The organism is Janthinobacterium sp. 75 (assembly GCF_004365495.1).
In the GTDB taxonomy this organism is placed as follows: Bacteria; Pseudomonadota; Gammaproteobacteria; order Burkholderiales; family Burkholderiaceae_D; genus Janthinobacterium.
The window spans coordinates 1,224,478-1,250,749 of record NZ_SORD01000001.1; the positions used below are offsets into that span (position 1 = coordinate 1,224,478).

General features: G+C 60.5%; 26 protein-coding genes. 9 read left to right on the top strand and 17 right to left on the bottom strand.

Going from position 1 to position 26,272, the window contains the following annotated elements; translation table 11 throughout:
* Positions 1-93: 93 nt before the first annotated feature.
* Positions 94-465 (top strand): hypothetical protein, encoded by a 372-nt coding sequence (locus tag C8C89_RS05665; protein WP_101483141.1) that lies wholly within the window; start codon positions 94-96, stop codon positions 463-465.
* Here C8C89_RS05665 and C8C89_RS05670 read toward each other — a convergent pair.
* The 5 genes from C8C89_RS05670 to dnaA all read right to left on the bottom strand — a co-directional run bounded on the left by C8C89_RS05670 (position 444) and on the right by dnaA (position 8,080).
* Positions 444-1,505 (bottom strand): GGDEF domain-containing protein, encoded by a 1,062-nt coding sequence (locus C8C89_RS05670; protein WP_101483140.1) that lies wholly within the window; start codon positions 1,503-1,505, stop codon positions 444-446. The two genes, C8C89_RS05665 and C8C89_RS05670, sit on opposite strands and share 22 nt — an antisense overlap.
* Before the next feature lie 206 nt (positions 1,506-1,711).
* Complete coding sequence (locus C8C89_RS05675; RefSeq protein WP_133989104.1) at positions 1,712-2,632, bottom strand: bifunctional helix-turn-helix transcriptional regulator/GNAT family N-acetyltransferase; 921 nt, start codon at positions 2,630-2,632, stop codon at positions 1,712-1,714.
* A gap of 145 nt (positions 2,633-2,777) precedes the next feature.
* Entirely contained in the window at positions 2,778-5,276 is a 2,499-nt protein-coding gene (gene gyrB, locus C8C89_RS05680; RefSeq protein WP_133989105.1) for a DNA topoisomerase (ATP-hydrolyzing) subunit B, read from the bottom strand.
* A gap of 153 nt (positions 5,277-5,429) precedes the next feature.
* Positions 5,430-6,536 (bottom strand): DNA polymerase III subunit beta, encoded by a 1,107-nt coding sequence (gene dnaN, locus C8C89_RS05685; protein WP_034754341.1) that lies wholly within the window; start codon positions 6,534-6,536, stop codon positions 5,430-5,432.
* 149 nt (positions 6,537-6,685) lie between these two features.
* Positions 6,686-8,080: a chromosomal replication initiator protein DnaA gene (dnaA, locus tag C8C89_RS05690; RefSeq protein WP_034781304.1), complete on the bottom strand. Its 1,395-nt coding sequence runs from the start codon at positions 8,078-8,080 to the stop codon at positions 6,686-6,688.
* A 636-nt stretch (positions 8,081-8,716) separates the two neighbouring features.
* Between dnaA and rpmH the strand changes: the two genes are divergently transcribed.
* The 7 genes from rpmH to C8C89_RS05725 all read left to right on the top strand — a co-directional run bounded on the left by rpmH (position 8,717) and on the right by C8C89_RS05725 (position 13,465).
* Positions 8,717-8,851, top strand: coding sequence for a 50S ribosomal protein L34 (gene rpmH / locus C8C89_RS05695; protein ID WP_010401996.1), 135 nt, complete (start codon positions 8,717-8,719; stop codon positions 8,849-8,851).
* 23 nt (positions 8,852-8,874) lie between these two features.
* Positions 8,875-9,312: a ribonuclease P protein component gene (gene rnpA / locus C8C89_RS05700; RefSeq protein WP_101483123.1), complete on the top strand. Its 438-nt coding sequence runs from the start codon at positions 8,875-8,877 to the stop codon at positions 9,310-9,312.
* Complete coding sequence (gene yidD / locus C8C89_RS05705; protein ID WP_101483122.1) at positions 9,309-9,569, top strand: membrane protein insertion efficiency factor YidD; 261 nt, start codon at positions 9,309-9,311, stop codon at positions 9,567-9,569. Before rnpA ends, yidD begins: the two co-directional genes overlap by 4 nt.
* 11 nt (positions 9,570-9,580) lie before the next feature.
* Positions 9,581-11,317, top strand: coding sequence for a membrane protein insertase YidC (yidC, locus tag C8C89_RS05710; protein ID WP_133989106.1), 1,737 nt, complete (start codon positions 9,581-9,583; stop codon positions 11,315-11,317).
* Positions 11,318-11,480: 163 nt separating this feature from the next.
* Positions 11,481-12,860, top strand: a complete 1,380-nt coding sequence (gene mnmE / locus C8C89_RS05715) for a tRNA uridine-5-carboxymethylaminomethyl(34) synthesis GTPase MnmE (RefSeq protein ID WP_101483120.1) — start codon at positions 11,481-11,483, stop codon at positions 12,858-12,860.
* 9 nt (positions 12,861-12,869) lie between these two features.
* Positions 12,870-13,175 carry a hypothetical protein gene (locus C8C89_RS05720; RefSeq protein ID WP_133989107.1) on the top strand — a complete coding sequence of 102 codons (306 nt, stop codon included), beginning with the start codon at positions 12,870-12,872 and terminating at the stop codon, positions 13,173-13,175.
* Between the two features lie 92 nt (positions 13,176-13,267).
* A complete protein-coding gene (locus C8C89_RS05725) occupies positions 13,268-13,465 on the top strand; it encodes a hypothetical protein (protein WP_133989108.1) in 198 nt (65 codons plus the stop codon).
* A gap of 9 nt (positions 13,466-13,474) precedes the next feature.
* Here the strand turns inward: C8C89_RS05725 and C8C89_RS05730 are convergent, their stop codons facing one another.
* Positions 13,475-14,110, bottom strand: a complete 636-nt coding sequence (locus C8C89_RS05730) for an Hpt domain-containing protein (RefSeq protein WP_133989109.1) — start codon at positions 14,108-14,110, stop codon at positions 13,475-13,477.
* A 108-nt stretch (positions 14,111-14,218) separates the two neighbouring features.
* Complete coding sequence (locus C8C89_RS05735; RefSeq protein ID WP_306821371.1) at positions 14,219-15,169, bottom strand: CAP domain-containing protein; 951 nt, start codon at positions 15,167-15,169, stop codon at positions 14,219-14,221.
* Between the two features lie 238 nt (positions 15,170-15,407).
* Between C8C89_RS05735 and pssA the strand changes: the two genes are divergently transcribed.
* Complete coding sequence (gene pssA, locus C8C89_RS05740) at positions 15,408-16,178, top strand: CDP-diacylglycerol--serine O-phosphatidyltransferase (protein WP_166674855.1); 771 nt, start codon at positions 15,408-15,410, stop codon at positions 16,176-16,178.
* Positions 16,179-16,181: 3 nt separating this feature from the next.
* Here pssA and C8C89_RS05745 read toward each other — a convergent pair whose 3' ends face one another.
* From C8C89_RS05745 to C8C89_RS05790, 10 genes are all read right to left on the bottom strand, one after another.
* Positions 16,182-17,111, bottom strand: a complete 930-nt coding sequence (locus C8C89_RS05745) for an aldo/keto reductase (RefSeq protein ID WP_133989110.1) — start codon at positions 17,109-17,111, stop codon at positions 16,182-16,184.
* Between the two features lie 314 nt (positions 17,112-17,425).
* Entirely contained in the window at positions 17,426-18,571 is a 1,146-nt protein-coding gene (locus C8C89_RS05750; RefSeq protein ID WP_101483115.1) for a D-alanyl-D-alanine carboxypeptidase family protein, read from the bottom strand.
* Between the two features lie 113 nt (positions 18,572-18,684).
* The gene (locus tag C8C89_RS05755; protein WP_133989111.1) at positions 18,685-19,338 is read right to left on the bottom strand and encodes an alpha/beta hydrolase; all 654 of its coding nucleotides are present in this window, start codon (positions 19,336-19,338) and stop codon (positions 18,685-18,687) included.
* Between the two features lie 35 nt (positions 19,339-19,373).
* Positions 19,374-19,691 carry a ferredoxin gene (locus C8C89_RS05760; protein WP_101484774.1) on the bottom strand — a complete coding sequence of 106 codons (318 nt, stop codon included), beginning with the start codon at positions 19,689-19,691 and terminating at the stop codon, positions 19,374-19,376.
* Positions 19,692-19,731: 40 nt separating this feature from the next.
* Positions 19,732-20,919 carry a VanZ family protein gene (locus C8C89_RS05765; protein ID WP_133989112.1) on the bottom strand — a complete coding sequence of 396 codons (1,188 nt, stop codon included), beginning with the start codon at positions 20,917-20,919 and terminating at the stop codon, positions 19,732-19,734.
* 10 nt (positions 20,920-20,929) lie between these two features.
* Positions 20,930-21,544, bottom strand: a complete 615-nt coding sequence (locus C8C89_RS05770) for an ABC-type transport auxiliary lipoprotein family protein (protein WP_133989113.1) — start codon at positions 21,542-21,544, stop codon at positions 20,930-20,932.
* A 12-nt stretch (positions 21,545-21,556) separates the two neighbouring features.
* Positions 21,557-22,516: an MlaD family protein gene (locus C8C89_RS05775; RefSeq protein WP_101483112.1), complete on the bottom strand. Its 960-nt coding sequence runs from the start codon at positions 22,514-22,516 to the stop codon at positions 21,557-21,559.
* Positions 22,516-23,415, bottom strand: a complete 900-nt coding sequence (locus tag C8C89_RS05780) for an ATP-binding cassette domain-containing protein (protein WP_101483111.1) — start codon at positions 23,413-23,415, stop codon at positions 22,516-22,518. Before C8C89_RS05780 ends, C8C89_RS05775 begins: the two co-directional genes overlap by 1 nt.
* Positions 23,415-24,548, bottom strand: a complete 1,134-nt coding sequence (locus C8C89_RS05785; RefSeq protein ID WP_101483110.1) for an ABC transporter permease — start codon at positions 24,546-24,548, stop codon at positions 23,415-23,417. Before C8C89_RS05785 ends, C8C89_RS05780 begins: the two co-directional genes overlap by 1 nt.
* Positions 24,549-24,605: 57 nt before the next feature.
* Positions 24,606-26,126, bottom strand: coding sequence for a DUF4080 domain-containing protein (locus C8C89_RS05790; protein WP_133989114.1), 1,521 nt, complete (start codon positions 26,124-26,126; stop codon positions 24,606-24,608).
* Positions 26,127-26,272: the final 146 nt, after the last annotated feature.

The window sequence follows — 26,272 nt, forward strand, 5'->3', positions numbered from 1 at the left end:
CCACTTGCCGGCATGCGCGCGCCGCGATCTTAGCATTTCAGGAATGAAACGCTTTCTGCTAAGCTTGGCTATTGAATCACTGTCCCCCTTATCATGGCCAAGCTCACCATTTCCTGCAGTATTCCCGTCGACGATGAGGTAGTGACCGAGTTCCTGCACAAGTACGTGCTCCACTCCCGTGTCGGCGCGGCCAGGAAATTGAGCATGGGAGAGAAGGGCTGTTTCTATACCTGCTCCTTGTATATGGACGACCACGCCAAGGTGAGCCGTTTGATGCGGCGCATGCTGGCCTTCTTTGAAAGCAAGGACATTCCCTTGACCATCCTAAAGATCGGCGCCCAGGACAGCTGGGATGAGGTAGACCCCGAGCAGCGCGACCCCTGGAAGATTTCGCCACAAGCTTTGCTGGCGCTGCTCGATGCAAGGCCGTCAGCCCCGCACAATCAGGCGGCGTTGAGCACGTAGCGGTTCTTGCCGCTTTTCTTGGCCTGGTATAAAGATTCATCGGCACGCCGGTAGCTGTGCGACAAGTCCGCTTCCTTGATCAGTTCCGCCATGCCGATGCTGACGGACACCTTGCGTTCCGGCACGAAAGCCACCTCGACGCTGTCGACCAGTTGCGCGGCAAAGGCGCAGGCCGCGCTTTTTTCGCCCAGGTAAATAATGGCGAATTCCTCGCCGCCCAGGCGGCCGCACAGGTGCTCGCCAGACAGCCCGGCGATGACATCGGCGATCTTTTTCAGCACCTCGTCGCCCACGTCATGGCCGTACACGTCGTTGATTTGCTTGAAGTCGTCGATGTCGATCATCAGGAAATACGCGGGCGTGTGCGCCGTGCGCTGCAGGACGCGGGCGCTTTGCGTAAACATGCGCCGGTTGTTGAGCCCGGTCAATCCATCCTTGTAGGCCATCGTCGCCAGCTCGCGCTGGGAACGGTAGTTGTGAATGCGCAAGACGAGAAAATAAATATTCAGCGCCAGGCCGATGATCACGCTGATGGTGACGGCCAGCACCGGCCAATGCTGGTCGGCCTGGCCCGCATGCACGGGAAACTGTCCAAGCCCCAGGATGGCCCACACGCACAGCGACACGCCCAGGTAATACGCGATGCCGCTGAAGATGGGCGCCGTCGTCAGGGTGATCATCACGCCCAGCGGCAATACCCAGAAAGCGGGATCTTCCGTACCCAGCATCAGCACGCGAAAGCTGAAAGCGATGAATAGCACGCTGATGGTGCCGCTGACGATGATCGCTTGCAGCGACTTCGCATACTTGGTCAACACCAGCCCGATCACCATGCCCGTCACGCCCAGCGCCGCTTGCGCATGATCGAGCGAAGCGCGCGGCAAGGTCAGGCTGAACGTGACCAGCCAGCAAGCCAGGCCAAACGTCAGGATGGCTATCGAAATGAAATGCAGTTCCTTGAAAAAGCGCTGCTGCTGCTCCGGTTCTCCTGAAAAGAACAGGTAATAGAAGGCAGGAGACAGGCTGCGCGAAGTGAACATTGCATTTGTCCAGGCAGACAACACGCCTTGCGGCAGGGACGCCTCCCGGCAACGGCAGGCGGCTTGGAGCGCGTACAAAAGTAGTTACGCTCAGGAACTAGTGTACTGTTTTCTTGGGGGGATTGGTGATACGGGCGATGAAATTGGCAGCCACTGTCCTGGCGCCGCCACAGTTGCTTTCATGCAAAGGGCCGGCAAGCGCCTGCTTACAACTCGCGCGCCAGCACCTGGCCGAGCAAATCCTTGCCAAAGCTGTGATGCGCCTCTTCTTCGAGCAACTGGAAGCCAGCCTTGTCGTAGATGCGCCGCGCACCGGTGAGGATGCTGTTGGTCCACAACACCATGTGCGTGTAGCCCGCTTGGCGGCTGAAGCGCAGGCATTCATCGACCAGGCGGCTGCCGATGCCCAGACCGCGCGCGCAGGGATCGACGTACAGCAGGCGCAGCTTGGCAGTCGTGTCGTCCTGGCGCACGATGAAGACGGAACCGATCACCTTGCCGTCCTTCTCGGCGATCCAGCAGCGTTCATGGGCCGGGTCGAATTCCCGCACGAATTTTGCGACGATGTCGGCGGCGAGTGCCTCGTACTCGTTGTTCCAGCCATATTCCTGCGCATAGAGCACGGCTTGCCGGTGGATGATCCAGCCCATGTCGCCCGGCTGGGGATTGCGCAGGATATAAGCGGGCGATGGCTCCCCCAGCAAGCCCTGGATTTGTACCATGGCAGCGACCAGCTCCTGCTGTGCCGTCGCTGGCAAGCGTTCCAGCATGGCGGCCACTTCGCGCCGCGAGGCATCGACCAGGGGCGCGAGCGTGTGTTGCCCCTGTTCGGTCAGCTGTAATTGCACCGCACGCGCATCCGTGGGCGAGCGCGTCTTGGCGATCAGCCCCTGCTTTTCGAATCCGGCAATGACCCGGCTCAGATAGCCGGCGTTCAAGCCCAGCTCGCGGCACAAGTCCGCGCTGGTCAGTTGCTCACGATGCGCCAGTTCATACAGGATGCGCACCTCCGTCAGCGAAAACGCGCTGTCCAGCAAGTGTTCATGCAGTACGCCAATCTGGCGTGTATAGAAACGGTTGAAACGACGCACCATCTCCGTGCGCTCGCTGAGTTGATCCGCCTGCATGTGACACCTCCCATTTTCTTGCTTATGGCAGATTATTGCTTGCTTTTAGCAAGTATGTCAATGTGGCGGCAGGATGCTGGCGCGCATAAAAAAAGCGGCCCTGAAAGGGGCCGCCTTGGCAGTCACGGAAACCAGGCAAGCTGGCTTACACGTCGATATTGCCCGCGCGCAGCGCGTTGTTTTCGATGAAGGCGCGGCGTGGTTCCACGTCGTCGCCCATCAAGGTCGTGAAGATCTGATCCGCAGCAATCGCGTCTTCGATCTGCACTTTCAGCAGGCGGCGCACGGTTGGGTCCATCGTGGTTTCCCACAGCTGGTCAGGATTCATTTCGCCCAGACCCTTGTAGCGCTGTTTCGAGACGGTGCGTTCGGCTTCGTCGCGCAGCCATTGCATGGCTTGGTGGAAGTCGACCACGGCGATTTCCTTGACGCGCTCGCCTTCGCCGCGGCGGACAAAAGCGCCTTCGCCGATCAAGCCTTCGAAGGTGGCGGCGCCGCTGCTCAGTACGGCGTAGTCCGGGCCTTGCACGAAGTCGGCGTCGATGGCGCTGACTTTGACGTTGCCGTGGTGCATGCGCTCGATGCGCAGCATGTGTTTTTCCGACAAGTCGTCGGAACGCACGTGCACTTTCACTGCGCTATCGTTGATGGCCGTCTGCAGGGCCAGTGCGGAAGTTTCCGCCAGGTCCAGGGTCGACAGGTCCAGCTGCACGCCCGTCATGATGGCCGTCAGGGCGGCACGGTCGATGACGCGCGTCAGACGCGTCATGATGGTGTTCGACAGGTTGAACTTGCGCACCAGTTCCGTCAGCGTCTCGCCGGAAATGCCATCCGCGCCAGTGCGCGGCACCAGCACGGCCGTGTTCAGCGCCACCGTCATCATGTAGCTCGCTTCTTCGGCGTCATCTTTCAGATAGCGCTCGTCGCGGCCCGATTTCACTTTGTACAGCGGCGGTTGCGCGATGTAGATGTGGCCGCGTTCGACCAGTTGCGGCATCTGGCGGTAGAACAGGGTCAGCAGCAGGGTACGGATGTGGGCGCCGTCGACGTCCGCATCGGTCATGATGATGATGCGGTGGTAGCGCAGTTTTTCGACGTTGAATTCGTCCGGTCCGATCGAGGTGCCGAGCGTGGCGATCAGGGTGGTGATCTGCTCGGACGACAGCATTTTCTCGAAACGGGCTTTTTCCACGTTCAGCACTTTACCGCGCAGCGGCAAAATGGCCTGGAACTTGCGGTCGCGTCCTTGTTTTGCCGAGCCACCTGCCGAGTCACCCTCGACGATGTACAGTTCGCACAGGGCGGGGTCTTTTTCCTGGCAGTCGGCCAGCTTGGCCGACAGGCCCAGGCCGTCCATGATGCCTTTGCGGCGCGTCAAGTCGCGGGCCTTGCGGGCCGCTTCGCGGGCGCGCGCTGCTTCGACGATCTTGCCGCAAATGATCTTGGCGTCGTTCGGTTTTTCTTGCAGGTAGTCGGCCAGGGTCTTGGCGACGATTTCTTCGACGGGGCCGCGCACTTCGCTTGATACCAGCTTGTCTTTCGTCTGCGACGAGAATTTCGGTTCCGGTACTTTCACGGACAAGACGCAGGTCAGGCCTTCGCGCATGTCGTCGCCGCTGATTTCCACTTTCGCCTTTTTGGCGAACTCGTGTTCATCGATGTATTTGTTGATCACGCGGGTCATGGCCGCGCGCAAGCCCGTCAGGTGGGTACCGCCGTCGCGTTGCGGGATGTTATTCGTAAAGCACAGCACTTGTTCGTTGTAGGCATCGTTCCACTGCATCGATACGTCGACCGAAATGTTCGTGCCCTGGTCCGACAAACGCTCGCCCGTGGCCTGGAAAATGGTCGGGTGCAAGACCGATTTGGCCTTGTTGATGTACTCGACGAAACCGCGCGTGCCGCCTTCGAAGGCGAAGATTTCTTCCTTGCCCGTGCGCTGGTCCGACAATTTGATCTTGACGCCATTGTTCAGGAAGGACAGTTCGCGGATGCGCTTGGCCAGGATTTCATAGTGGAATTCCACGTGCGTGAAAATCTCTTCGTCGGCCCAGAAATGCACGTCGGTGCCGCGCTTGTCCGTTTCGCCGATGACCTTGATCGGCGAGGTGGCGATGTCGCCCACCATGACGATCTGGCGGTCTTGCGGCACGCCGCGCACGAATTCCATGTGATGCACTTTGCCATCGCGGCGGATGGTCAGTTTCAGCAGTTTCGACAGGCCATTGACGCAAGATACGCCCACGCCGTGCAAGCCGCCCGAGACTTTGTACGAGTTCTGGTCGAACTTGCCGCCCGCGTGCAGCTCGGTCATGACGATTTCCGCCGCCGAACGCTTCGGATCGTGCTTGTCGTCCATTTTCAGGCCGGTCGGCACGCCGCGGCCATTGTCGGTGATCGAGATCGAATTGTCGCTGTGGATGGTGACGTGGATATCCGTGCAGTGGCCGGCCAGCGATTCATCGATGGAGTTGTCCAGCACTTCGAATACCAGATGGTGCAAGCCGGTGCCGTCCGAGGTGTCGCCAATGTACATGCCCGGGCGTTTGCGCACGGCTTCCAGGCCTTCCAGGATCTGGATGGAGGAGGCGCCGTATTCTTCCGTTTTGGCCTGGATCGGGGTGTCTTGTGGATTCTCGGACATGGACTGCTTTCTCAAATAACGATTGCTGATTGATTCGGGGCTGCTGGCTGATGACCGTAGGTCGGGTTAGCCGGAACGGCGTAACCCGACAGACGGCGATTCAGCATGTCGGATTACGCTGCGCTAATCCGACCTACGTCACGGCTGTGGTCTTTAGATCCGCATCGGCATGACGACATACTTGAAGTCGGCATTGTCCGGGATGGAGATCAGGGCGGACGAGTTCGAGTCGCCCAGCGCGATGTTGACGTATTCGCATTTCAGGTTGTTCAACACGTCCAGCAGGTACGTCACGTTGAAGCCGATGTCGACGGAGTCGCCGCCGTAGTCGATTTCCAGCTCTTCGACGGCTTCTTCCTGGTCCGCATTGGTCGAGCTGATCTTCATGCTGCCCGGGGTGATGATGCAGCGCACGCCCTTGAACTTGTCGCTGGTCATGATGGCGGCACGCTGCAGCGAACGCAGCAGTTCATCGCGGCCGATGGTGAAGTCGTTTTTGTAGCCTTTTGGAATCACGCGCGTGTAGTCGGGGAACTTGCCTTCCACCAGCTTCGAGATCAGCTCGATGTCGGCAAAGGTCAGTTTCACCTGGTTGGCGGCGATGTCCAGCTGCACCGGCTCATCGTTCTCTTCCAGCAGGCGCTGCAGTTCGATGATGGTCTTGCGCGGAATAATCACTTCCTGGCGCGCAAACGTCTGCTCGGTGGCGACCTGGCAAAACGCCAGGCGGTGGCCATCGGTGGCGACGGCGATGACATTATTGCCATCCAGAACCAGCAGCAAGCCGTTCAGGTAATAGCGGATGTCTTGCTGCGCCATCGAGAAATGCACCATATTGAACAGGTGCTTCAGCGTTTTCTGGGGCAGGGTGACGGAGGCGTTATAGCTTTCCGCCTGTTGCACGGTTGGAAACTCTTCCGCCGCCAGGGTTTGCAGGGCGAAGCGCGACTTGCCCGTTTGCACGGTCAGGCGCTTGTTCAGCAGGGTCATCGTGACGTCGCCCGATTCGGGCAGGGCGCGCAAAATGTCCAGCAGCTTGCGCGCGGCCACAGTGGTGCCGGTAACGTCCGCACCGGAACCGATTTCCGCGTGCGTAGTGATCTGCACTTCGGTGTCGGTCGACAGGAAGGAGACATTTTCACCGTCTTTGCGGATGAGGATATTGGCCAGAATCGGCATAGTGTGCCGACGCTCGACAATACCGCTCACGATCTGCAGTGGCCGGAGAAGGGTATCTCGGGTGGTTTTGACCAATTGCATATTTATCCTCAATGTATAGGTTGAACAGTACGACGTTTAACGTATTAATTTAACAATTGTTGCCATAAGGAGCCCCGACAGACCGGCTGCGGTGCCCTCCCAGATAATAAGGGTAAAGCACGTTTTGAGCCAGTCTTGCCAAATGGTGCTTAGCCCTTCAACGTTTGCTCCAGCACATGCAATTCGTGGTTGCATTCCGGGTTTTTGGTGCGGTCCAGCGCGATCTTGCGCACGGCATGCAGCACCGTGGTGTGGTCGCGGCCGCCGAACAGTTCGCCGATTTCCGGCAGGCTCTTCTGTGTCAATTCCTTGGCCAGGTACATGGCGATCTGGCGCGGCCGGGCGATATTTGCGGGCCGGCGCTTCGAATACATGTCGGCGACCTTGATATTGAAGAAGTCGGCCACTGTTTTCTGGATGTTTTCCACGGAAATCTGGCGGTTCTGCACCGACAGCAAGTCCTTCAGGGCTTCCTTGACGATATCGATCGTGATGTCCTTGCCATGGAAACGCGAGTACGCAAGAATTTTGCGCAGCGCGCCTTCGAGCTCGCGCACGTTCGAGCGCAGGTGCTTGGCGACAAAGAAGGCCACGTCGTCGGAGAAGGTCACGCCTTCCTGCTTGGCTTTTTTCAGCAAAATCGCCACGCGCATTTCCAGTTCCGGCGGTTCGATAGCCACCGTCAGGCCCGAGTCGAAGCGCGAGATCAGGCGGTCGTCCATGCCCGTGATTTCCTTCGGATAGGTATCCGAGGTGATGATGATCTGTTTCTTTGCGGCAATTAATGCCTCGAACGCATAGAAAAACTCTTCCTGCGTGCGGCTCTTGCCGCCAAAGAATTGAATATCATCGATCAGCAGCATGTCGAGCGAGTGATAGTAGTGCTTGAAGTCGTCGAAACCTTTGCGCTGGTAAGCGGTCACTACGTCGCGAACGTACTGTTCCGCGTGGATGTAGCGTATCTTCGCGCCAGGATTGTCGGCCATCACCTGGTTGCCGATAGCGTGGATCAAGTGGGTTTTACCCAGACCGACGCCGCCGTAGAAGAACAGCGGGTTATAGGACACGCCCGGATTGTTCGCCACCTGGATGGCGGCGGCGCGCGCCAACTGGTTGGCCTTGCCGGTCACGAAGCTGTCGAAGGTCAGGTCGGTGTTGATGCGGCTCTGCTCGCGGCGCGGTGCCGCGCCGATGCTCAGTTCCGGCACGCTGGGCTGCGGCTCCGCGGCGCGCGCGCTGGGCGCGCCGCCATTCGGATCGCTGGCCGGAGTGCTGGCGGTGACGGGCTTCTTCGGCAGGGCCAGGCGCGGGTCCAGCACGAACTGCACTTCCGTGGGCGCTTCGAAGTACTGTATGGCCAGCGCAGTGATGCGGCTGGCGAACTGGGTCTTGACCCAATCGAGCTTGAAGCGATTGGGCGCAGCAATGCGCAGCTTGCCCTCTTCGTAATCGAGAGGGATAAGCGGTTTGATCCACGCACTGAATTGTTGCGGTGTCAGCTCCAGTTCCAACTGCGCGGAACAGGCCTGCCAGAAATTATCCATGTATGTCTATGTGAAAAGGTGTGGGAGGGCGTATCGATTCTGCCCTGCGTTCACCGTGTTGCAAGGCCGGCGTCGCGCGAGGGCTCGCCACACGTAACGCGCTATTCTACTCCCGACTGCCAAAGTTATCCACAGGCACGGCTGTTATTTTTCTGTGGCGGGGTGGGGCGCCGTGTGTATAAGAGGCGACTTATCCCCCGGTTATCCCGTCTCAGGCAGTGCTGGCGCGGCCTGTGGCGGGGCCTTGCCGGAAGATGGGGCGCGGCGCGTAAATTTTCGGGCGATCACGGCAATCCTTGACAAGAGGGGGGCATATGCTGAATAATTCAGGGTTCCCCGCCCGTATTCCGTGTTTATTCATTTGGAACGACAATATGGACTAAGCGTGGATTAACGACGCAGTACCAAATCGTAGCGAGCGGTGATGAGTTGTGGCTGAGGCGCGCAACTGTGCGAAGGCACAGTGAGCACCGGAGGCCGCAAATCGCTCCGCGTAGTAGATTTGGTGCGCGTTCAAGCGGGCGATGAGATTGGCCAGCTTGTGCCTTGGCATAAGTGCGCGATTGTCATTGGCACCAAAAACTGACGGGACGTCAGACCCGATTTTGCATTTTTTTTGTTTTTAGCGAGACCAACATGAAACGTACTTACCAACCTTCCGTCGTTCGCCGCAAGCGTACGCACGGCTTCCGCGCTCGTATGGCTACCCGTGGTGGCCGTGATGTGCTCAACGCACGTCGCGCAAAGGGCCGCAAACGTCTGGCCGTCTAGGCTTGTCGTTGACAGCTGATCGCGTGGCTAGCTGTACTCCAGTCGGCAATCAACGCGAAGGTTCACACGACTTCGCGCGCTTTCGGCGTATCGTTAAAACGGATGAATTTTCATCCGTTTTTCGTTTGCGCCCTTCGCAAAAAACAGCGCATTTTGTGCTGTACACCCGACACAATCAATTGCCGCATGCGCGGCTGGGCGTCGTTGTGGCGAAGCGTTTCGCGCCGCGCGCGGCGACCCGCAACACGATCAAGCGCGTCACGCGCGAGCTGTTTCGCAACAGCGCGATGCCGCCGGTCGACTGCGTGGTGCGTTTGTCGCGCGCCGTCAACAGCAAGGATGGCCCGGCCACCACGAGCCAGCTCAAAGCTGAGCTGCGTGAGGAATTGAGCCGCCTGTTTGCGGCGCAAATCGCCGCCCAGGCCCGTTCTGTTGCTGCGCCACCACCATCCGCGCCATGAAAACCCTGCTGCTGTTCCTGCTGCGCGCTTATCAGTTGCTGATCAGCCCCATGCTGGGACAGAATTGCCGTTTCTATCCAAGTTGTTCGCATTACGCGATGGAAGCGCTGCGCGTGCACGGTACGGCCAAGGGCAGCCTGCTGGCTGCCAAGCGCCTGTGCCGTTGCCACCCCTGGAATGATGGGGGCGTCGACCCGGTGCCGCCGGCCGATTGCAAACAATCTTCAACGACCGCTTGCGGTTGCAACCACTCCTGACAAATACCCTAATGGATATCAATAAACGTACCATCCTGTGGATCGTGTTTTCCGTCTCGCTGGTAATTCTCTGGAACGAATGGATGATCTCGAACGGCAAGCCGTCGATGTTCTCCGCGAACACGGAACAAACCGCCAAGGCGCCTGCGACCCCTGCCAAGACGGATGCCCTGGCTGCATCGGCTGCCGCAGGCGTGCCTGCCCTGTCGGGTGAGGCTGTCGATCCCGCCGCGTTCAAGCGCGAAGTGATTAGCATCACCACCGACGTCATCAAGGTCGACATCGACACCCTGGGCGGCCAGGTCAAGCGTCTGGAATTGCTGAAATTCAAGGGCGCGGGCAATCCGGGCTGGTTTGGCGGCTGCTTCGGCCTGTTCAAATGGTGCCAGCCCGATGACGGCAAGCAAAACGAAGTGCTGTTCGACGAAGGCGCGAACCATACCTACCTGGCGCAATCGGGCCTGGTCGGCGGTCCTTTCCCTACCCATGCGAGCGGTTTCACCGTGCAGCCTGGCGTGCGCACCATCGGTGACGGCAAGCAAGTGCAACTGGTAATGGAAGCGGTCGAAGGCGGCGTCAAGCTGACCAAGACGTTTACCTTCAAGCGCGGCGAATACGTCATCGACGTGCGCCACGACGTGTCCAACGTGGGCGCGGCACCTGTCACGCCGCAGCTGTATCTGCAACTGACGCATGACGGCAACAAGCCGGTCGGTGACTCGTTCTTCAACAGCAGCTTCACGGGTCCGACCCTGTACACGCCGCAAGACAAGTACCAGAAGCTGACGTTCGAGAAAATCGAAAAAGCGGCCGTGGAAGACGAGAAGAAGGGCAACGACAATGCCATGAAGGGCCTGCATCCGGCCACGGCGACTGGCGGCTGGTTTGCGATTTCGCAACACTTCTTCGTGTCCGCTTTCGTTCCGCCTGAGAACGCCAAGCGCGACATCTTCACGAAGAAGGTCGGCACCAACCTGTACGCCATCGGCAATGTACTGCCACTGCCTACCCTGGCGCCAGGCGCTTCGGCCAGCATGGACAGCAAGCTGTACTCGGGTCCGCAAATCGCGCACCTGCTGGAAAACGTCTCGCCTGGCCTGGAACTGGTCAAGGATTACGGCTGGCTGACCATCATCGCCAAGCCGATGTTCTGGGTCATGGAACAGATCCACAGCGTGCTGGGCAACTGGGGCTGGACCATCATCGCCTTCACGATCCTGATCAAGCTGCTGTTCTTCCCGCTGTCGGCTGCCGGCTATCGCAGCATGGCGAAGATGAAACTGGTCACGCCGAAGATGCAAGCCATCCGCGAACGCTTCAAAGGCGATCCGCAAAAGATGAACCAGGCCACGATGGAGCTGTACAAGACGGAAAAAATCAATCCGCTGGGCGGCTGCCTGCCGATCCTGATCCAGATGCCCGTCTTTATCGCTCTGTACTGGGTACTGAACGCGTCCGTGGAAATCCGCGGCGCGCCATGGATAGGCTGGATCACCGACCTGGCCCAGCATGACCCATGGTGCATCCTGCCCGTGCTGTACGCGATCTCGATGTTCATCACGACCAAGCTGAACCCGGCGCCGGCCGATCCGATGCAAGCGAAGATGATGCTGTTCATGCCACTGGCATTCTCGGTGATGTTCTTCTTCTTCCCGTCGGGCTTGGTACTCTACTGGGTCGTCAACAACGTCCTGTCGATTGGCCAGCAATGGGTGATCACCAAGAAATACGCGCCTGCCGCCAAGTAATCCCGGCCAGCGAACAGAAAGCCCGCCTCGCGCGGGCTTTTTTTTGGGGTCAGACCCTTTGGGTCTGACCCCAGCCTTCCGCTGAGGAATCGGCGCCACAAGCGTCGTCGCTTCGCCATTATTCCTTTGCGTACAGCTTCCCCGAATAATCTACAATATCCCCATGAAACTTGACTCTTCCCCTATCGCCGCCATCGCCACCGCACCAGGACGCGGCGGCATCGGCGTGGTACGCGCCTCCGGCAAAAACCTCGCTCCTTTGATGACGGCCCTGTTCGGTGCGCAGCAACTGAAACCGCGCCATGCCACCTACCTGCCATTTACGGAAAGCGACGGCAGCATCATTGACCAGGGCATCGCCATCCACTTCAAGGGCCCGCACTCCTACACGGGCGAAGATGTGCTGGAATTGCAGGGCCATGGCGGTCCAATCGTGTTGCAGCTGCTGCTGGCGCGCGTGCTGGAGGCGGGCCGGGACAACGGCTTGCGCCTGGCCGAACCCGGCGAATTCACGCGCCGTGCCTTTTTGAATGACAAGCTTGATCTGGCGCAAGCCGAAGCCGTGGCCGACCTGATCGACGCTTCCACGGAAGCGGCCGCCAAGTCCGCCTCGCAATCGCTGTCGGGCGCATTCTCGAATACGATACACGCGCTGGTAGAACAGGTGACGGGCTTGCGCATGCTGGTCGAGGCGACCCTGGATTTCCCGGAAGAAGAGATCGATTTCCTGGAAAAATCGAATGCGCGCGGTCAGTTGAAAGCCGTCATCGAAGCGCTGAATAAAGTGTTTGCGCAGGCGGCGCAGGGCGCGCTGCTGCGCGAAGGTCTCAATGTCGTGCTGGCGGGCCAGCCCAACGTGGGCAAGTCATCGCTGTTGAACGCGCTGGCGGGCGCCGACGTGGCGATTGTGACGCCGATTGCCGGCACCACGCGCGACAAGGTCAGCGAAACCATCCAGATCGAAGGCATTCCGCTCAACATCATCGACACGGCCGGCATCCGCAGCGCGGGCGACACCATCGACGCCGTCGAGCGCATCGGCATCGAGCGCACCTGGGGCGAGATCGGCAAGGCCGACGTGATTTTGCACCTGCTGGACGCAGATCACGGCCCCACCCAGGCAGATGAAACCATCGTCGCCGCCTTCCCCGAAGGCGTGCCCGTGGTGCGCGTGTGGAACAAGATTGACCTGTCCGGCCACAAGCCCAGCGTCGATGCCTTGCCGGATGCCACGCACGTGTATCTGTCGGCACACGAACACATCGGTATCGACTTGCTGCGCGCCGAGCTGCTGCGCATCGCCGGCTGGCAGCAGACGGGCGAATCGCTGTATCTGGCGCGTGAACGCCATTTGATCGCGCTCAAGTCGGCCGGCAAGCACTTGAACATCGCTGCCGCGCACGCGGCGCAGGATGACCAGTCGCTGGATTTGTTTGCCGAAGAGCTGCGCCTGGCGCAGGTGCAGCTGTCGAGCATCACGGGCGAGTTTTCACCTGACGATTTGCTGGGCGTGATCTTCAGCCGTTTCTGCATCGGCAAATAAGGAGGTTCGATGAAGCTGGTGCTGGTTCTGCTGTTCAGTTGTCTGCCCCTGCTGGCTGGTGCGCAGGAAAAGTTGCCGAAGGACGTGGCGCAGTTCGTCGAGAACGCCCAGATGTGCGAGCACTTTGCCGGCGAATGGGATGATAACGACAAGGCGCGCCAACGCGAGATCACCCAAGCCATCGAGCAATCGTGCGGCCAGGCGCAGCGACAGTGGAAACGGCTGTCTGCCAAGTATGCGGGACAGCCGAAGCTGCAAAAAGTCATTGCCGACAATGCCAATGACGCGGTGCGCAGTTTCCGAAAGTCTAGCTAGCATCTGCCCCGTTGAGAATTATCATGAAGTCCAAACTGCGCTGACGTAATCTTGCTGAGCGGCCTTGAAGTGCCGCCAGGAAAGGAAGCGCCATGGACAGCACACAGCCGGAGGTCGTGGAACGCGAGGGGGAGGTGATGGTGGCGTTACCTGCCATGCCGGAATTGATCGCCACCTTGCCGCCAAAAGGCGCTTGCTGGTACTGCGACAAGCCGATCGATGCCGTGCGCCGCTTTTGCGGCAAGCATTGCGGCATGGCTTACGCGGAAGAGGCGCAATGCCACCCTTGAGCGTGGAGGCTAGCGGCGCCGCAGCAGCGCCGCCAGGGCGCCATCGAAGTCGAACTCATGCGCAGCGGCCGCCACTTCCTGATAGACGTGCACGCCCAGGCTGGCAGCCAGCAGGCTGGCCGAGTTTTCCAGGATGTCGATGGCCGCGCCATCGCCTTCGCGCAGATGGCTGGCCAGGCGCGCCAGCAGCAGCTGGATGGCGGGCGCGGCCGGGTCGGGCGCCACGTCCTGCGCCGCCGTGTGGGTTGTCTCCGGCGTGCCCAGCATGCTGCTGACGGCACCGAGCAATTGATCCTGCGCCAGTTCCAGCTGCTGCATCTGCTGGGCCAGGTCGGGCGCCTGGGCACGTAGTGCCGACTCCAGGGTTGTCGCCAGGCCGTGCACGTGGCGCGCACCGATCATGCCGGCGGCGCCTTTCAGGGTATGCGCCTTCAGGCGCGCGGAGGCATAGTTTCCGGTCTCGAATTCGGCGCGGATCTGGCACGGCGTGGTGCCGTGGTCATGCAGGAAGCGGCGCAGGATTTTCAGATACAGGATGCGGTCGCCCATGATGCGACCCAGTCCGTTCTCGACGTCGAGAATACGAACCATGTCGGATGCCGCTACGGCGGCATCATCATCGCAAGTGGCGTGTGGTTTCAGCATGCCTGGTGTGCAGAGAGCCCTAAAACTATTCACTGTCAGTAGAGCAGGAGCCGCTATTTTACATCCTGCCGTGCTCAACACTGCGCCCGCTTGCCATGCGATGCCAGGCTAGCGCGTGCTGAATGACCAGTTGTACGTGACGTCCGCGCCATTGACTTTGCCGATGAAACTCACGTCATAGGTGGTGTTCCCGGCCAAGGGTGCCAGCGGAATGATGGATGCGGCCGAGACCGGTGTATGCGCGTCGCTGCCGCTCGTGAGCTGGCGCACCGCCAGGTCCGTGCCGGCACCGCGCTGGCGCACGCTGAACGCCGTCACGCTGACGGGCGTGCCGTAATTGGCGTGCACGCTGATCGGGTAGCCGACCACATCCTGGTTCGGTACGGGATCGGGCTCCTCGTTATCGCTGGAAAAACTGACGGCCACCTTTTGCTGCCGGTCAAATGGATAGGTGACGATTTGCGTCGCCGCCAGCCCGGCACCATAGTTGCGGTTGCTTGCCAGGTCGGTGGTGAAATACGCGTAACCGGCGCCACTGACAGCCGCACCCGCGCCGCCTTCCCGGAAGAGCGGTTCGAAAATGACGAAGCGGTGATAGATGGCCGTCACCAGTTCTTCGGCCAGATAAAACCCGGACGTGTTGCTCGCGCCAGCGATGACTTCGCCCTGCAGCAACGTGACGACGTAGCCAGCCTTGGCCAGGCGATTGCCCAGTGTGACGCCGGTAAAGCCGGGCTTGCCCTGCACTTGCTCGTGCGCCACTGTATTGTTGAGATTGAGATAGTTGGAATGGCCCTGGGCGGCGCTGTCGATCAAGCCATTGCGCACCAGTGGTGACAGGCCGATCTGGCTGCGCCGGTAGTTGAACCAGTTGAAGCCATCGGTGGCAATATTGTTGCTGAGGGCGGGAGCGCCCGGCTCCTGTACCAGCTGTCCGGCGGCGGTCGAGGTGCTCAGCGACGTATTTCCGCCGCTATCGCCTCCGCCGCAGGCGCTCAACAGGGCTGCGCTCAGCAGGGCGGGTATCCAGTGTTTCCAACGCAGTGACGAGACAATCAAGTTGACTCCTGTATAGGTAGGCGGATAGAGGTGGGGGCCGGCGTGCTGCCCTGTGAAACGATTCTAAGGCATTTTGATACGCCGTAGAGCATCCATGAAAAGATATGTCGCGCGCTCGTGCGGGGACGCTCCCGCGGCTGCGCAGGGTAGAATGAGCGCAGCGCAGCGTTTGCCGCTGCATTGCCTCATTCCCGCTACTTTGATTGCCCATAATTTGAACACCTTGCCCAAGTCGCGCCTGCAGCGCGCCAAATACGCCTTGCCCAGCATGGTGACTTTGCTGTCGATAGCCTGCGGCTTTGCCAGCATCGTCATTTCCGTCGATAACGCCCCGGTGGGCGACGCGGATGCCTACCGCCTGGCTGCGGCGCTGCTGGTGCTGGCCGGCGTGTTTGATGCCCTCGACGGCTATGTGGCGCGCCTGACGAACACCAGTTCGCAGTTTGGCGTGCAGCTCGATTCCATCGCAGACGTGATGAATTTCGGCTGCGCCCCGGCCGTCTTGTTGTACTGCTATGGCTTTGTGCAGATGGGCGTGCACGACCCGCTGCTGCTGCGCTTTGGCGGCATGGCCAGCTTCTTCTTTGTTGCCTGCGGGGCCATGCGCCTGGCGCGCTTCAATGTGAATGTCGGGCGTACCGACCCCCTGTATTTTGTCGGCATGCCGATCACGGCCGGTGCCGCCTGCGTGGCGGCCGTGGTGGTGGCCTGGCCGGCACCCATCGATTCCATGCTGCACAGCTATCTGCTGATGCTGCTGCTGGTGGGCGTGGGCAGCCTGATGGTGTCGACCTTGCGTTTCCCCAGCTCCAAGCAAAAGAAAAGCCTGGCCGCGCTGCTGGTGCTGATCGTCGCCGTCGCCCTGCTGGTGTGGCTGAAGACCAGCTTCTTCGCGCTGTTCTTCGCCGTCTACATCGCCGCCACCCTGGCCCTGAACCTGGGGTGGTACTTGGGCTGGCGCGGCATTGCGTTGCCGCAAGTCTTTAATGATCCCGATGAAATTGACTAAATTTTAGGCAACCTCGTGCCCGCGCGCGGCACGCAGGATGGCGAACCAGTCGCTGCGGCTGAGCGTGAACTGCGTGCCTTCCACGGCCACGCCCACGGCTTCGATGCGGCCCGAGCCCGTCAGCGGCAGGGGGCGGCATGGCAGTTGCATGATCCAGGCAAACACCACGCTGGCAAACGGACGCTGCAGCTGGTCGGCGATCTGCTTGATGACATTGCGCAAGTTCTCCACATTCGCATCGCCACTCTGGAACAAACGCCCGCCGGCCAGCGGCGACCAGATCATCGGCGCCACTCCCACGTCCTGCAAGCCATCGAATGTTTCGTCGAACAGGGGCGCCACGTGCAGCGGTGAAAATTCCACCTGGTTCGTCACCAGCGGGAAGCGCCGGTGCAGGCACTCGAACTGGTGGCGGCTGAAGTTCGACACGCCAAAGTGCAGCACCTTGCCTGCCTGCCGTAGCTGGGTGAACGCGCCGGCGATCTCGTCGAAATCCATCAGCGGATCGGGACGGTGGATCAGCAGCAAGTCCAGGCGGTCCGTCTGCAACTGGCGCAAGCTGTGTTCCACGGAACTGGTGATGTGGGCCGCGCTCGTGTCGTAATGCTGGATGGCGTGACCGGGACGATGCGGCGAGAGCAGCTTGATGCCGCACTTGCTGACCAGCTCCATTTTGTCACGCAAGCCTGGCTGCAGGGCCAGCGCCTCGCCAAACAAGCCTTCGGCGCTGTAATCGCCATAGATATCGGCGTGGTCGAAACTCGACACGCCCAGGTCCAGGCATTGCTCGATGAAGGTCAGGCGCTGCTGCGCCGACATATTCCACTCGCCGATGCGCCACATGCCGGCGACGATGCGCGACAGTTCGGGACCGTTGCTGCTTAAACGGCTGCGCGGTGCTTGCATGCTGGCGGGGGAAAAAACTTGGCTCATGGGCTGACTTTCTGATGGTGGCGTTGAAGGACTCGCCACGATTATAGCCAGCTAATCTATAGCATGCTGCGGATGAAGCGACCGCAACGCTCCTGCAGGGCAAGGTCGAGCTGGCCGCTCAGTTGCAACCGGTACGCCAGCGCCGGTAGCGCATCTGCTGCTCCACGCTCGCCTTGCACGGGCGCCCACTCGGTATGGCTTGCGTTCGGAGCGCATCAAGCCTGCTCCTGAAGCCGACGGGCATCGCGTACAGTTAATGGACGAAAAAAATGCCCGCATAAGCTGCGGGCATTTTTCATGGGCTGGAGAATGACTTATTTCATCCAGAGACGCATCGAATCCCAGGCGCGGCCGAAGATCGTGGCCTGGTTGATGGTTTCCAGTGCCACGACAGGCAGTTCCAGCAGGACCTTGTCCTCAACCATCATTTTCAGCTTGCCGACCGGGGCGTTTTCAGCCAGTGGCGCGACCAGCGGGTCCTTGCGTTCCAGCACAGGTTTCATCTTGGCAGCCATGCCTTTTGGCACGGTGACGAGCACGTCGCGGGCGAAACCGATTTTCACGGTGCCTTTCGAGCCCTTCCACACTTCCGGCGTGGCCACGGCCTGGCCCTTCGAGTACAGCTTGACCGTATCGAAGTTCTGGAAGCCCCAGTTCAGCAGCTTCTGGCTTTCCTGCGTACGCGACTGGTCGGATGTGGTGCCCAGCACCACGGAGATCAGGCGGCGCTCGCCGGTGCCGCCTGGACGGCGGGCGGACGCGATCATGCAATAGCCGGCCGCTTCCGTGTGGCCCGTCTTCATGCCGTCCACGGTTGGGTCCAGCCACAGCAGGCGGTTGCGGTTAGGCTGGGTGATCTTGTTGTAGGTAAAGCTTTTTACGGAATCGATCTTGTAGAATTCCGGATAGTCGGCGATCACGCGCTGGGCCAGCACGGACAGGTCTTGCGCCGTGGAATAGTTTTCCGGGCTAGGCAAGCCATGTGGATTGGCAAAACGCGTGTTTTTCAGGCCCATGCGCTGCGCTTCGCGGTTCATCAGCACGACGAAGGTGCCTTCATCGCCGGCAACGGCTTCAGCCAGCGCCACGGCGGCGTCGTTACCCGATTGAATCATCAGGCCATGCAGCAAGTCGTCGATCGATACGGGCGTGGCCGGGTCGATGAACATCTTCGAGCTGCTCGAATCGACTTTCCAGGCGCGCACGGAGACATTCACTTTTTGGTCCAGCGCCAGTTTCTTTTCGCGGATGGCGGCAAACGTCAGGTAAGCCGTCATGATCTTGGTCAACGACGCCGGCTCGATGCGGGCGTCCGGATCTTGCGAAGCAATGATCTGGCCACTGGTGGCGTCAAGCAACAGCCAGGACTTGGCGGCGATGGTCGGGGCTGGAACGGTTTGCGCGAAGGCGGCGGATAGGAAAAGTACACTGGAGGCCAGTGCCGCTAAGAGTTTTTTCATGGAGGCTGGTCTGCGAAAAAGATGAAGGCTGGGGGCCATGTTGTTGCTGCTCACATGGCCGCGTGGAAAAAACGGATCAATTATAGCCGTGGAGACGGTAGTAAGCCCACACTTCAATGATCATCTGCTGCGATTGCGGGTTTGTCACCATGCCACAGGGCAATCACGAGGCTCTTGATGTGATTGAGCTTGCGGTGGAAAAAGTGGTCTGCGCCGGGGATCACGATCACGGGAATGTCTTGTGGACGGGCCCAGTCGAAGACGGCGGACAGGGGAATCGTGTCGTCCAGTTCGCCGTGGATCAAAATCGTGTCGGCGGGAATGTCAGCCATGGCCCACTTGCCGGCAGCGCTACCGATCAGCGCCAGGCGCTCGACGGGCGTTCCGGCGGCGGCCAGGCGTTCCTGCAGTTTCGATTGCACGAAGGTGCCGAAGGAAAAGCCGGACAAGGCCACGGGCAGGCCCGGGTACAGGCTGCGCATGTGTTCATACAGCAATTGCATGTCGTCCGTTTCGCCCACGCCATGGTCGTGTGCGCCTTCCGATGCGCCCACACCGCGGAAGTTGATGCGCGCCACCACGTAACCGAGGGCGACAAAGGCGCGCGCCAGGGTTTGCGTGACCTTGTTATCCATCGTGCCGCCGTACAGCGGGTGCGGATGGGCAACGAGGGCGATGCCGCGGGGGGTGTCTGCCGGGAAATCGAGCAAGCCTTCCATGCTGCCTGCATGGCCGGCGAGGGTAAATTTTTCCGAGTTTCTGTTCATGATGCTCATACTGGTGGCATTCTCTTAAATTGGCATTAAATCTTGAGGCGATCGACGATCTTGCCGCCCACCAGGTGGGTATCGATGATTTCGTCGATATCGCTGGTGTCGACATAGGTGTACCAGGTCGCTTCCGGGTAGATGACCAGCACCGGGCCTTCTTCGCAGCGGTCCATGCAGCCGGCCTGGTTGATGCGGATCTTGCCCGCGCCATTCATGTCGAGTTCCTTGATGCGGCGCTTGCAATGCTTTTGCGCCGCTTCCGCGCCATGGTCGCCGCAACTGTTGCGGCCGTCTTCACGTTTGTTCATGCAGAAAAAAACGTGGCGTTCAAAATACGGTGCGTCGCTCATACTATGCTCCTGCTGATTCATCAATGCGCCATGATAGCGCTTATGGGTGGTCTTCGCGACGGTGGCGCTGCGCATCGTCCTGCCGGTTCAGGCGGTGCGAGGGCAGACACAGGAACCACAGGGCCATGAAAGGCCACAGCAGGGCCAGGAATTGCGCCGCACCATTAAAGTTCAGGAATTTTCCTTGTACCCAGCCCTGCAATGTGGACATGAAATACGGGTTGATCGGTGTCGTGTTCACCATCACCAGGCTCAGCAGCAAGGTGGCGGCCGCGATGCGGCGCTGCGCCACGTGGGGAGCGAACGCCAGGCCGCCCAGCATGATCAGGCCGATCAAAAAACCACCCTGGGCACCCGGCGTGATCCAGACGAAGGCGTTTTCCGGCGAAAACAGCAGCGCGCTGGCCATCGAGCGCACGATCAATGCGGCGGTGATCAGGGTCAGCATCAGCACGGCACGGGGCGCGGCGCGGCGCAGCAGGCACAGCAAGGTGAGCACGGCGCCCGTCATGCCGCAAGCCGTGATGATGGTTTCCGATAGCCAATATTGCTCAACCGTCAATATCACGTCGGGACGCAGGTAGGATGCCAGGTCGATCTCCATGCCCATCAGGCTGGAAAGCCAGTCCGACAGGATGGGCAGCAGCTGGCCCAGGCCGAACAGATAGCCTTGCGGGTAGATTTGTGCCAGCGGCCACAGGGCCACCAGCACCAGGCCCTGGCTGGCGTGCTGGGCAAACCAGCGCTGGCGCAGGCGCAGCAAATGGCTATGGTCGAGCAGTTTACGCGCCGTCAAGGCGCCGATGATGGAACCGATAAGGCAGCCGGCCGAGTTCGTATAAAAATCGAGATTCGACGACACGCGGCTGGGCAAATAGGTTTGCACGGCTTCCATGCTGCCGGAAATCAACATGCCGCACAGGCTGGCGATGACGACGGCAAAGAAACCAGTCATCCTTGGAAACAGCGAATACACGATCAGGGCGCCCAGCGGGATGTAGCCGACGACGTTGACGCCCACGTCAAAGCCCGTCCAGTAACGGGGCATGCGCGTGTTTTCCAGGAAGGTTAGGGGTGACAGGCCATTGCTGTGCCAGCCCGTGAACGGGAACCAGCTGGCGTAGACGATCAGGAAGACGTAGGCGAGCAGGGTCGCGCGCGAGACGGGCGACGAGCGTACGGGCGGCAGTGGCGCTGGCGGGCTGGCAGGGGCTGCGGAGGCGGTCATTCTGTTACGGTCATTCTTTCGGGATGGTCAGCGTGCCCAGCCAGACCAGCAGGTCGGAGGCGATGGCGTCCGATGCTGCCGCCAGCGCCTGCGCGCCACCTTGCGCGTCGGCACTGCCGGCCGGGCCGCTGCGGCTGAAGGTCTTCTGGTCGATCAGGCGGTGGCCGCGGAACAGCGAGGCGCGCAGCGAGACGTGGCCGCTGCTTTGCGTTTGCGTATCGAAGTTTTGCGAAAAGTCATCGACATCGATGCGCAGCAGGGGCATGCCGGCGGCCGCGTCCGTGGTCGACAGCACTTTCACGCCGCTTTGCGCCACGCGGGTTTTCAGGCGCTGGCTCAGCAGTTGCAACGGCGGCGTGTTCCAGCGGTTGTAGGCGTACGGACGCGATTGCTGTGCATCGGCGTACAGCAAGCGGTAATACATGCGCTGGCTGTCCAGCCAGGAGGGGCCGTTGGCGTCGGCGATCACCAGCACGGGGATGGCTGGCGCAGCCGCTTGCGCGGCCGCCAGCGGCGCTGCCGGGCCGAAATCGTAGAACGTGGGGACGGGGCCGCGGCTGGCGCAACCGCCCAGCAGGAATATGGCCGCCAGGGCTAGCGCGGTGACATTGCGTGGGATATGCATGCTGTGTTCTCCTTATTTGCCCGGTGCCGAAAAACCGGGCTCGCCCGGGCCGGGCGGGATATCTGGGGCGCCGAACAAGATGCTCTGCGGCTGTTCATTGAGCGTGCTCATGGTGGTTTTCAGGGCGCGCATCGAGGAGCGCGCCTCGCCGCTCAACTCGATTACCTGCGGCAGCACTTCCAGCGATACGCCATTGGCCACCGTTTCCACCGAATTGCCAACCCGATCGACCGTGCCATTGACCTTGTCGAGCACGCCGCCGGGCGCCTGGATGTCGTGACCGAGTTTTTTCCAGGTGGCAGTCAAGTCCGACACGTTCTTGCTAGCCGTACTGACGGCCGTCAAGGTCTGGCGTGTTTGTTCCGTCAACTGCGGCAATTGCGTCAGGGTCGGCTCCAGTTGCTGCGGAATGGCGCCAAAGGCCTTGGCCGCCTTGCCCACTTCATTGAAGGCGCCCAGCATGGCCGCCTGGTTGTCGGGGCTGAGCAGGTTGTTGACCTTGTTGGTGATCTGCTCGGCCTGGTCGAGGATGCGCTTGCCGCGCTTTTCCAGCTGGTCGAGCAAGCCGGCGCGCAAGGGAATCAGCGAAGGCTTGTCCTTGCTGGTACCCAGCAGTGTCGAACCCACGTGTTCATCGTCGAGCTGGATGTAGGCGATGCCCGTCACGCCCTGGTAGCCCAGGCTGGCAAAGGTGGTGTTGGTGACGGGGGTGTCGGGCGCCACGCTGATGTGCACGAGGATTTGTCCCGCCTTTTGCGTGTCGAAATCGATGGCGTCGACCTTGCCCACCTCCAGGCCCCGGTAGCGGACGGTCGCCTGTGGGTTGAGGCCCGGCACGGACAGTGTGGTGGCGAGCAGGTAGGGGACGCGCTCCACGCGGTCGCGGTTGAACCAGACGCCGAACAAAATGGCGGCCACCAGCAAGGTCAGTGTAAAAAATCCCGTCATCAGGGCATGTGATCTGTTTTCCATTACTTCTCCGCTTTCTTGTCTGTGCCGGCGTCAGCGCCTGGCTGCGCCGCCTTGTCCGCCGCCTGTTTTTCATCGAGGACGGCCAGTGCGCGCTTGCCGCGGTCGCCGAGGAAAAATTGCTTGATGAACGGATGGTCGACTTCGATTACCTCGCGCGTGGGACCGATGGCAATCACGTGTTTTTCCGCCAGCACGGCGATGCGCGTGGACAGGGCAAACAGGGTATCGAGGTCATGCGTGACCATCACCACCGTCAAACCCAGTTCGCGGTGCAGCGACTGGATCAGGGATACAAAACTTTCCGACAAGTCCGGGTCCAGGCCCGCCGTCGGTTCGTCGAGGAACAGCAGCTTTGGTTCCAGCGCCAGGGCGCGCGCCAGGGCCACGCGCTTGATCATGCCGCCCGAGAGATCCGATGGCATTTTCAGCGCATGTTCCGGGCCCAGGCCCACCATATTCATCTTTAATAGTACCGCGTCGCGCACCAGCGCTTCGGGCAGCACACGCAATTCGCGCATGGGCTGCGCCACGTTGTCGAACACGGTCAGGGCCGAATACAACGCGCCTTGCTGGAACAGCATGCCCCAGTGGTTGCGCAATTGCTGCAGCTGGTCCGAGCTGGCCTTGTTGATATCCTCGCCAAAGACTTTGACGCATCCCCGTGCTGGATGTTCCAGGCCCAGCATCTGGCGCAACAGCACCGTCTTGCCCGTGCCGGAGCCGCCCACGATGGAGAGGATTTCGCCCCGTTCGATTTCCAGGTTCAAGTCCTGGTGCACGACGGTGCGGCCGAACTTGGTCCACAAGTTGGTGATTTCCACCACGGGAGCGCTGCCGTGCAGGTTGAACTGGCCCTCGTTGCCCTCGCTCGCCTTGCAAGCGTTATCGTTGTCCGCCATCAATATCCCACTCCATTGAAGACGATGGCAAACACGGCGTCAGCCAGGATCACCACGGTGATGGCCGTGACGACGGCGGTGGTAGTGCCATGCCCCAGGCTTTCCGTATTGGCCTTGATGCGCAGGCCGAAATGGCATGAGACGAGGGCGATCAGCATGCCGAAGATGACGCCCTTGCCCAGGCCGATCATGTAATTGGCCAGCGGCACGGCATCCGGCAGCTTCTGGATGAAGTAGCGCGCCGACAAGTTTAATTCCACCTTGGCCGCCACCATGCCGCCGATCAGCGCGGCCGTGTCCGTCCAGATGACGAGCAGGGGCATGGAAATGGCCAGGGCCAGCACTTTTGGCATAATCAGGCGAAAACCGTGCGAAATGCCCATCACCAGCATGGCGTCGAGCTCTTCCGTGACGCGCATGACGCCCAGCTGGGCCGTGATGGATGAGCCCGAGCGGCCCGCCACGAGAATGGCGGCCAACAAGGGCCCCAGTTCGCGGATGACGCTCATGCCCAGCAGGTTGACCAGATAAATGTCGCCGCCAAAGGCGCGCAGCTGCTGCGCCGACAGATAGGACAGCACCACGCCGATCAGAAAGCCCACGAGCGCCGTGATACCCAGCGCCTGGAAGCCCGCATGGAAGATGTTGGCGGAAATTTCACGCCATGGTCCACGCATGGGATGGCGCGCAAAGCGGCCGATATCCTGCGTTACCTGGCCCACGAGGGCAATAAACCCCTTTAAATGTTCGAAAAACAGCAAAATGGCCATGCCCAGCTTCATCACGGGCGTGAGGCGGTTGGCGCGCGATGGCGGTGTTTCCAGGGGGCCCGTCTCTTCGATGCGCCGGAAAAACTCTTCCAGCGATGGCGCCAGGGTCAGCTGCGCGGGGCGCCGCTTGCCCCAGGCATTCCAGAACAGCTGGGCGCCGATATGGTCCATGCTGTCGATCTGCGACAGGTCCCAGTGCGCATTGGCGTCGTCCTGCAGGGGCTTGAGCTGGGCGTCGATGGCCTTGATGGCATTGTCATGCGCCAGCGCATGCACCTGCCAGGTGCCGCTGGCAGTGACTAGGGCTCCCTGTTGGGAGCTGGTCTGGGAGAGGGTCAGTTTCGGCGATTGTACAGTCGGCATCGTGCCAGTTTAAGGGAGAATGGCGCGGACCGCCACAGATGTTCAATCGCCGCCGTCTCAGTACGCCAGGTGGCGCGCCTGGCGCAGCGGCAAGGCTACGTCCGGGCGTACCTTGGTGCTGCTAGCGCTCACTTCGCTTGGTTTGGCATGCGTGGGCGCCTGCGCGCCGCCCGCATAGTCGCTGGCCACGAGGGCATTGGCCTCGACCGCGCTCATGCCGCGCGTCTGCAGCCATTGCGCCACCAGCTTGGCCAGGCGCTCCATGGCGATGCGGTGGGTGGCGTCCGTGTGGGCGTAAAGCCAGTTCGAAAAGTCCATGAAGTTGTCAAATGGCGCATCGCCCAGCATCCACTGCACCGTATTGGCGAAGCGGCCCGAGTTGGCCACCAGGTCCCAGTAGCGGGCGAAGCGCACGAGGCGCTGCATGCTCATGAAGTCGAGCTGTTTGTTTGCCAGGATAGTGTAGGGCGGGTGCGGGTCGAACACCATGCCGTAGTTTTCCGTATGGCGGATGATGGGCGTGCCGCGCAGCCGTTTCAAGATGCCGAACTGGATTTCATGCGGTTTCAAGGCCACCAGCTTGTTGAAGCCGGCCGCAAAGCTCGCTTCATCCTCGCCCGGCAAACCGGCAATCAAGTCCACGTGCAAGTGGGCGTTTGATTCTTCGCAAAGCCAGCGGATGTTATCGGCCGCCTTTTGATTATCCTGCTTGCGGCTGACCAGCGATTGTACGTCCGGATTGAAACTCTGGATGCCGATTTCGAACTGCAAGGCGCCGGGCGGGAACTTGCTGATGCCTTCTTTCAAGGCATCGGGCAAATGGTCGGGCACCAGCTCGAAGTGGGCGTAGATGGGATCGTCCGGATTGGCTTCGATCTTGTCAAGAAAGAACTGCATGATCTTCAAGCTGGTCTTGATGTTCAGGTTGAAGGTGCGGTCGACGAACTTGAACAGGCGGGCACCGCGCGCGTGCAGTGATTCCATCTCGGCCAGGAAGTTTTCCAGGGCGAAGGGCCAGGCCGTCTTGTCCAGCGCCGACAGGCAAAACTCGCATTTGAACGGGCAGCCGCGCGACGCCTCCACGTAAATCGTGCGGTGGCGGATATCGTCGTCTGTATATAAGGAGTAGGGCAGTTGCAGTTCGGCCAGCGGGGCTTGCACGCCGGCATGGATCTTCATCAGTGGTTTCGGCCCGTTGAGAATCTCGCCGCACAGTTTGGGGAAGGTGACGTCGCCCCAGCCCGTGATCAGGTAATCGGCCAGCCGGACGATTTCCTGCTCGCCCGCCTCATGCGACACTTCCGGCCCGCCCAGCACGATGATGACCTCGGGCGCCACGCGCTTGAGCATGGCCACCAGTTTCGTCGTTTCCTCGACGTTCCATATATACACGCCAAAACCGATGATGCGCGGCTTGTTCGTCAGGATGCGCTCGACCAGTTCTGTAGTCTTGGCGCCAATGACGAATTCCTGCAGTCGCGTTTGTGCCTGCAGCGGCCCCATATTGGCCAGCAAATAGCGCAAGCCCAGCGAAGCGTGGGTATAGCGGGCGTTCAAGGTGGAGAGCAGGATGGTCATGACGGGTGCGATTCGGGGAAAACAGCCATTTTACGCTGCACACGACGATTTATCCGGATAAAGCTTGCTTAGTAGCACGGATTTGGCTATAGTTCGCCTCCCCAATGAGACGCACTAGTTTGCGGCACAAAAGGGACAGCCTTCCG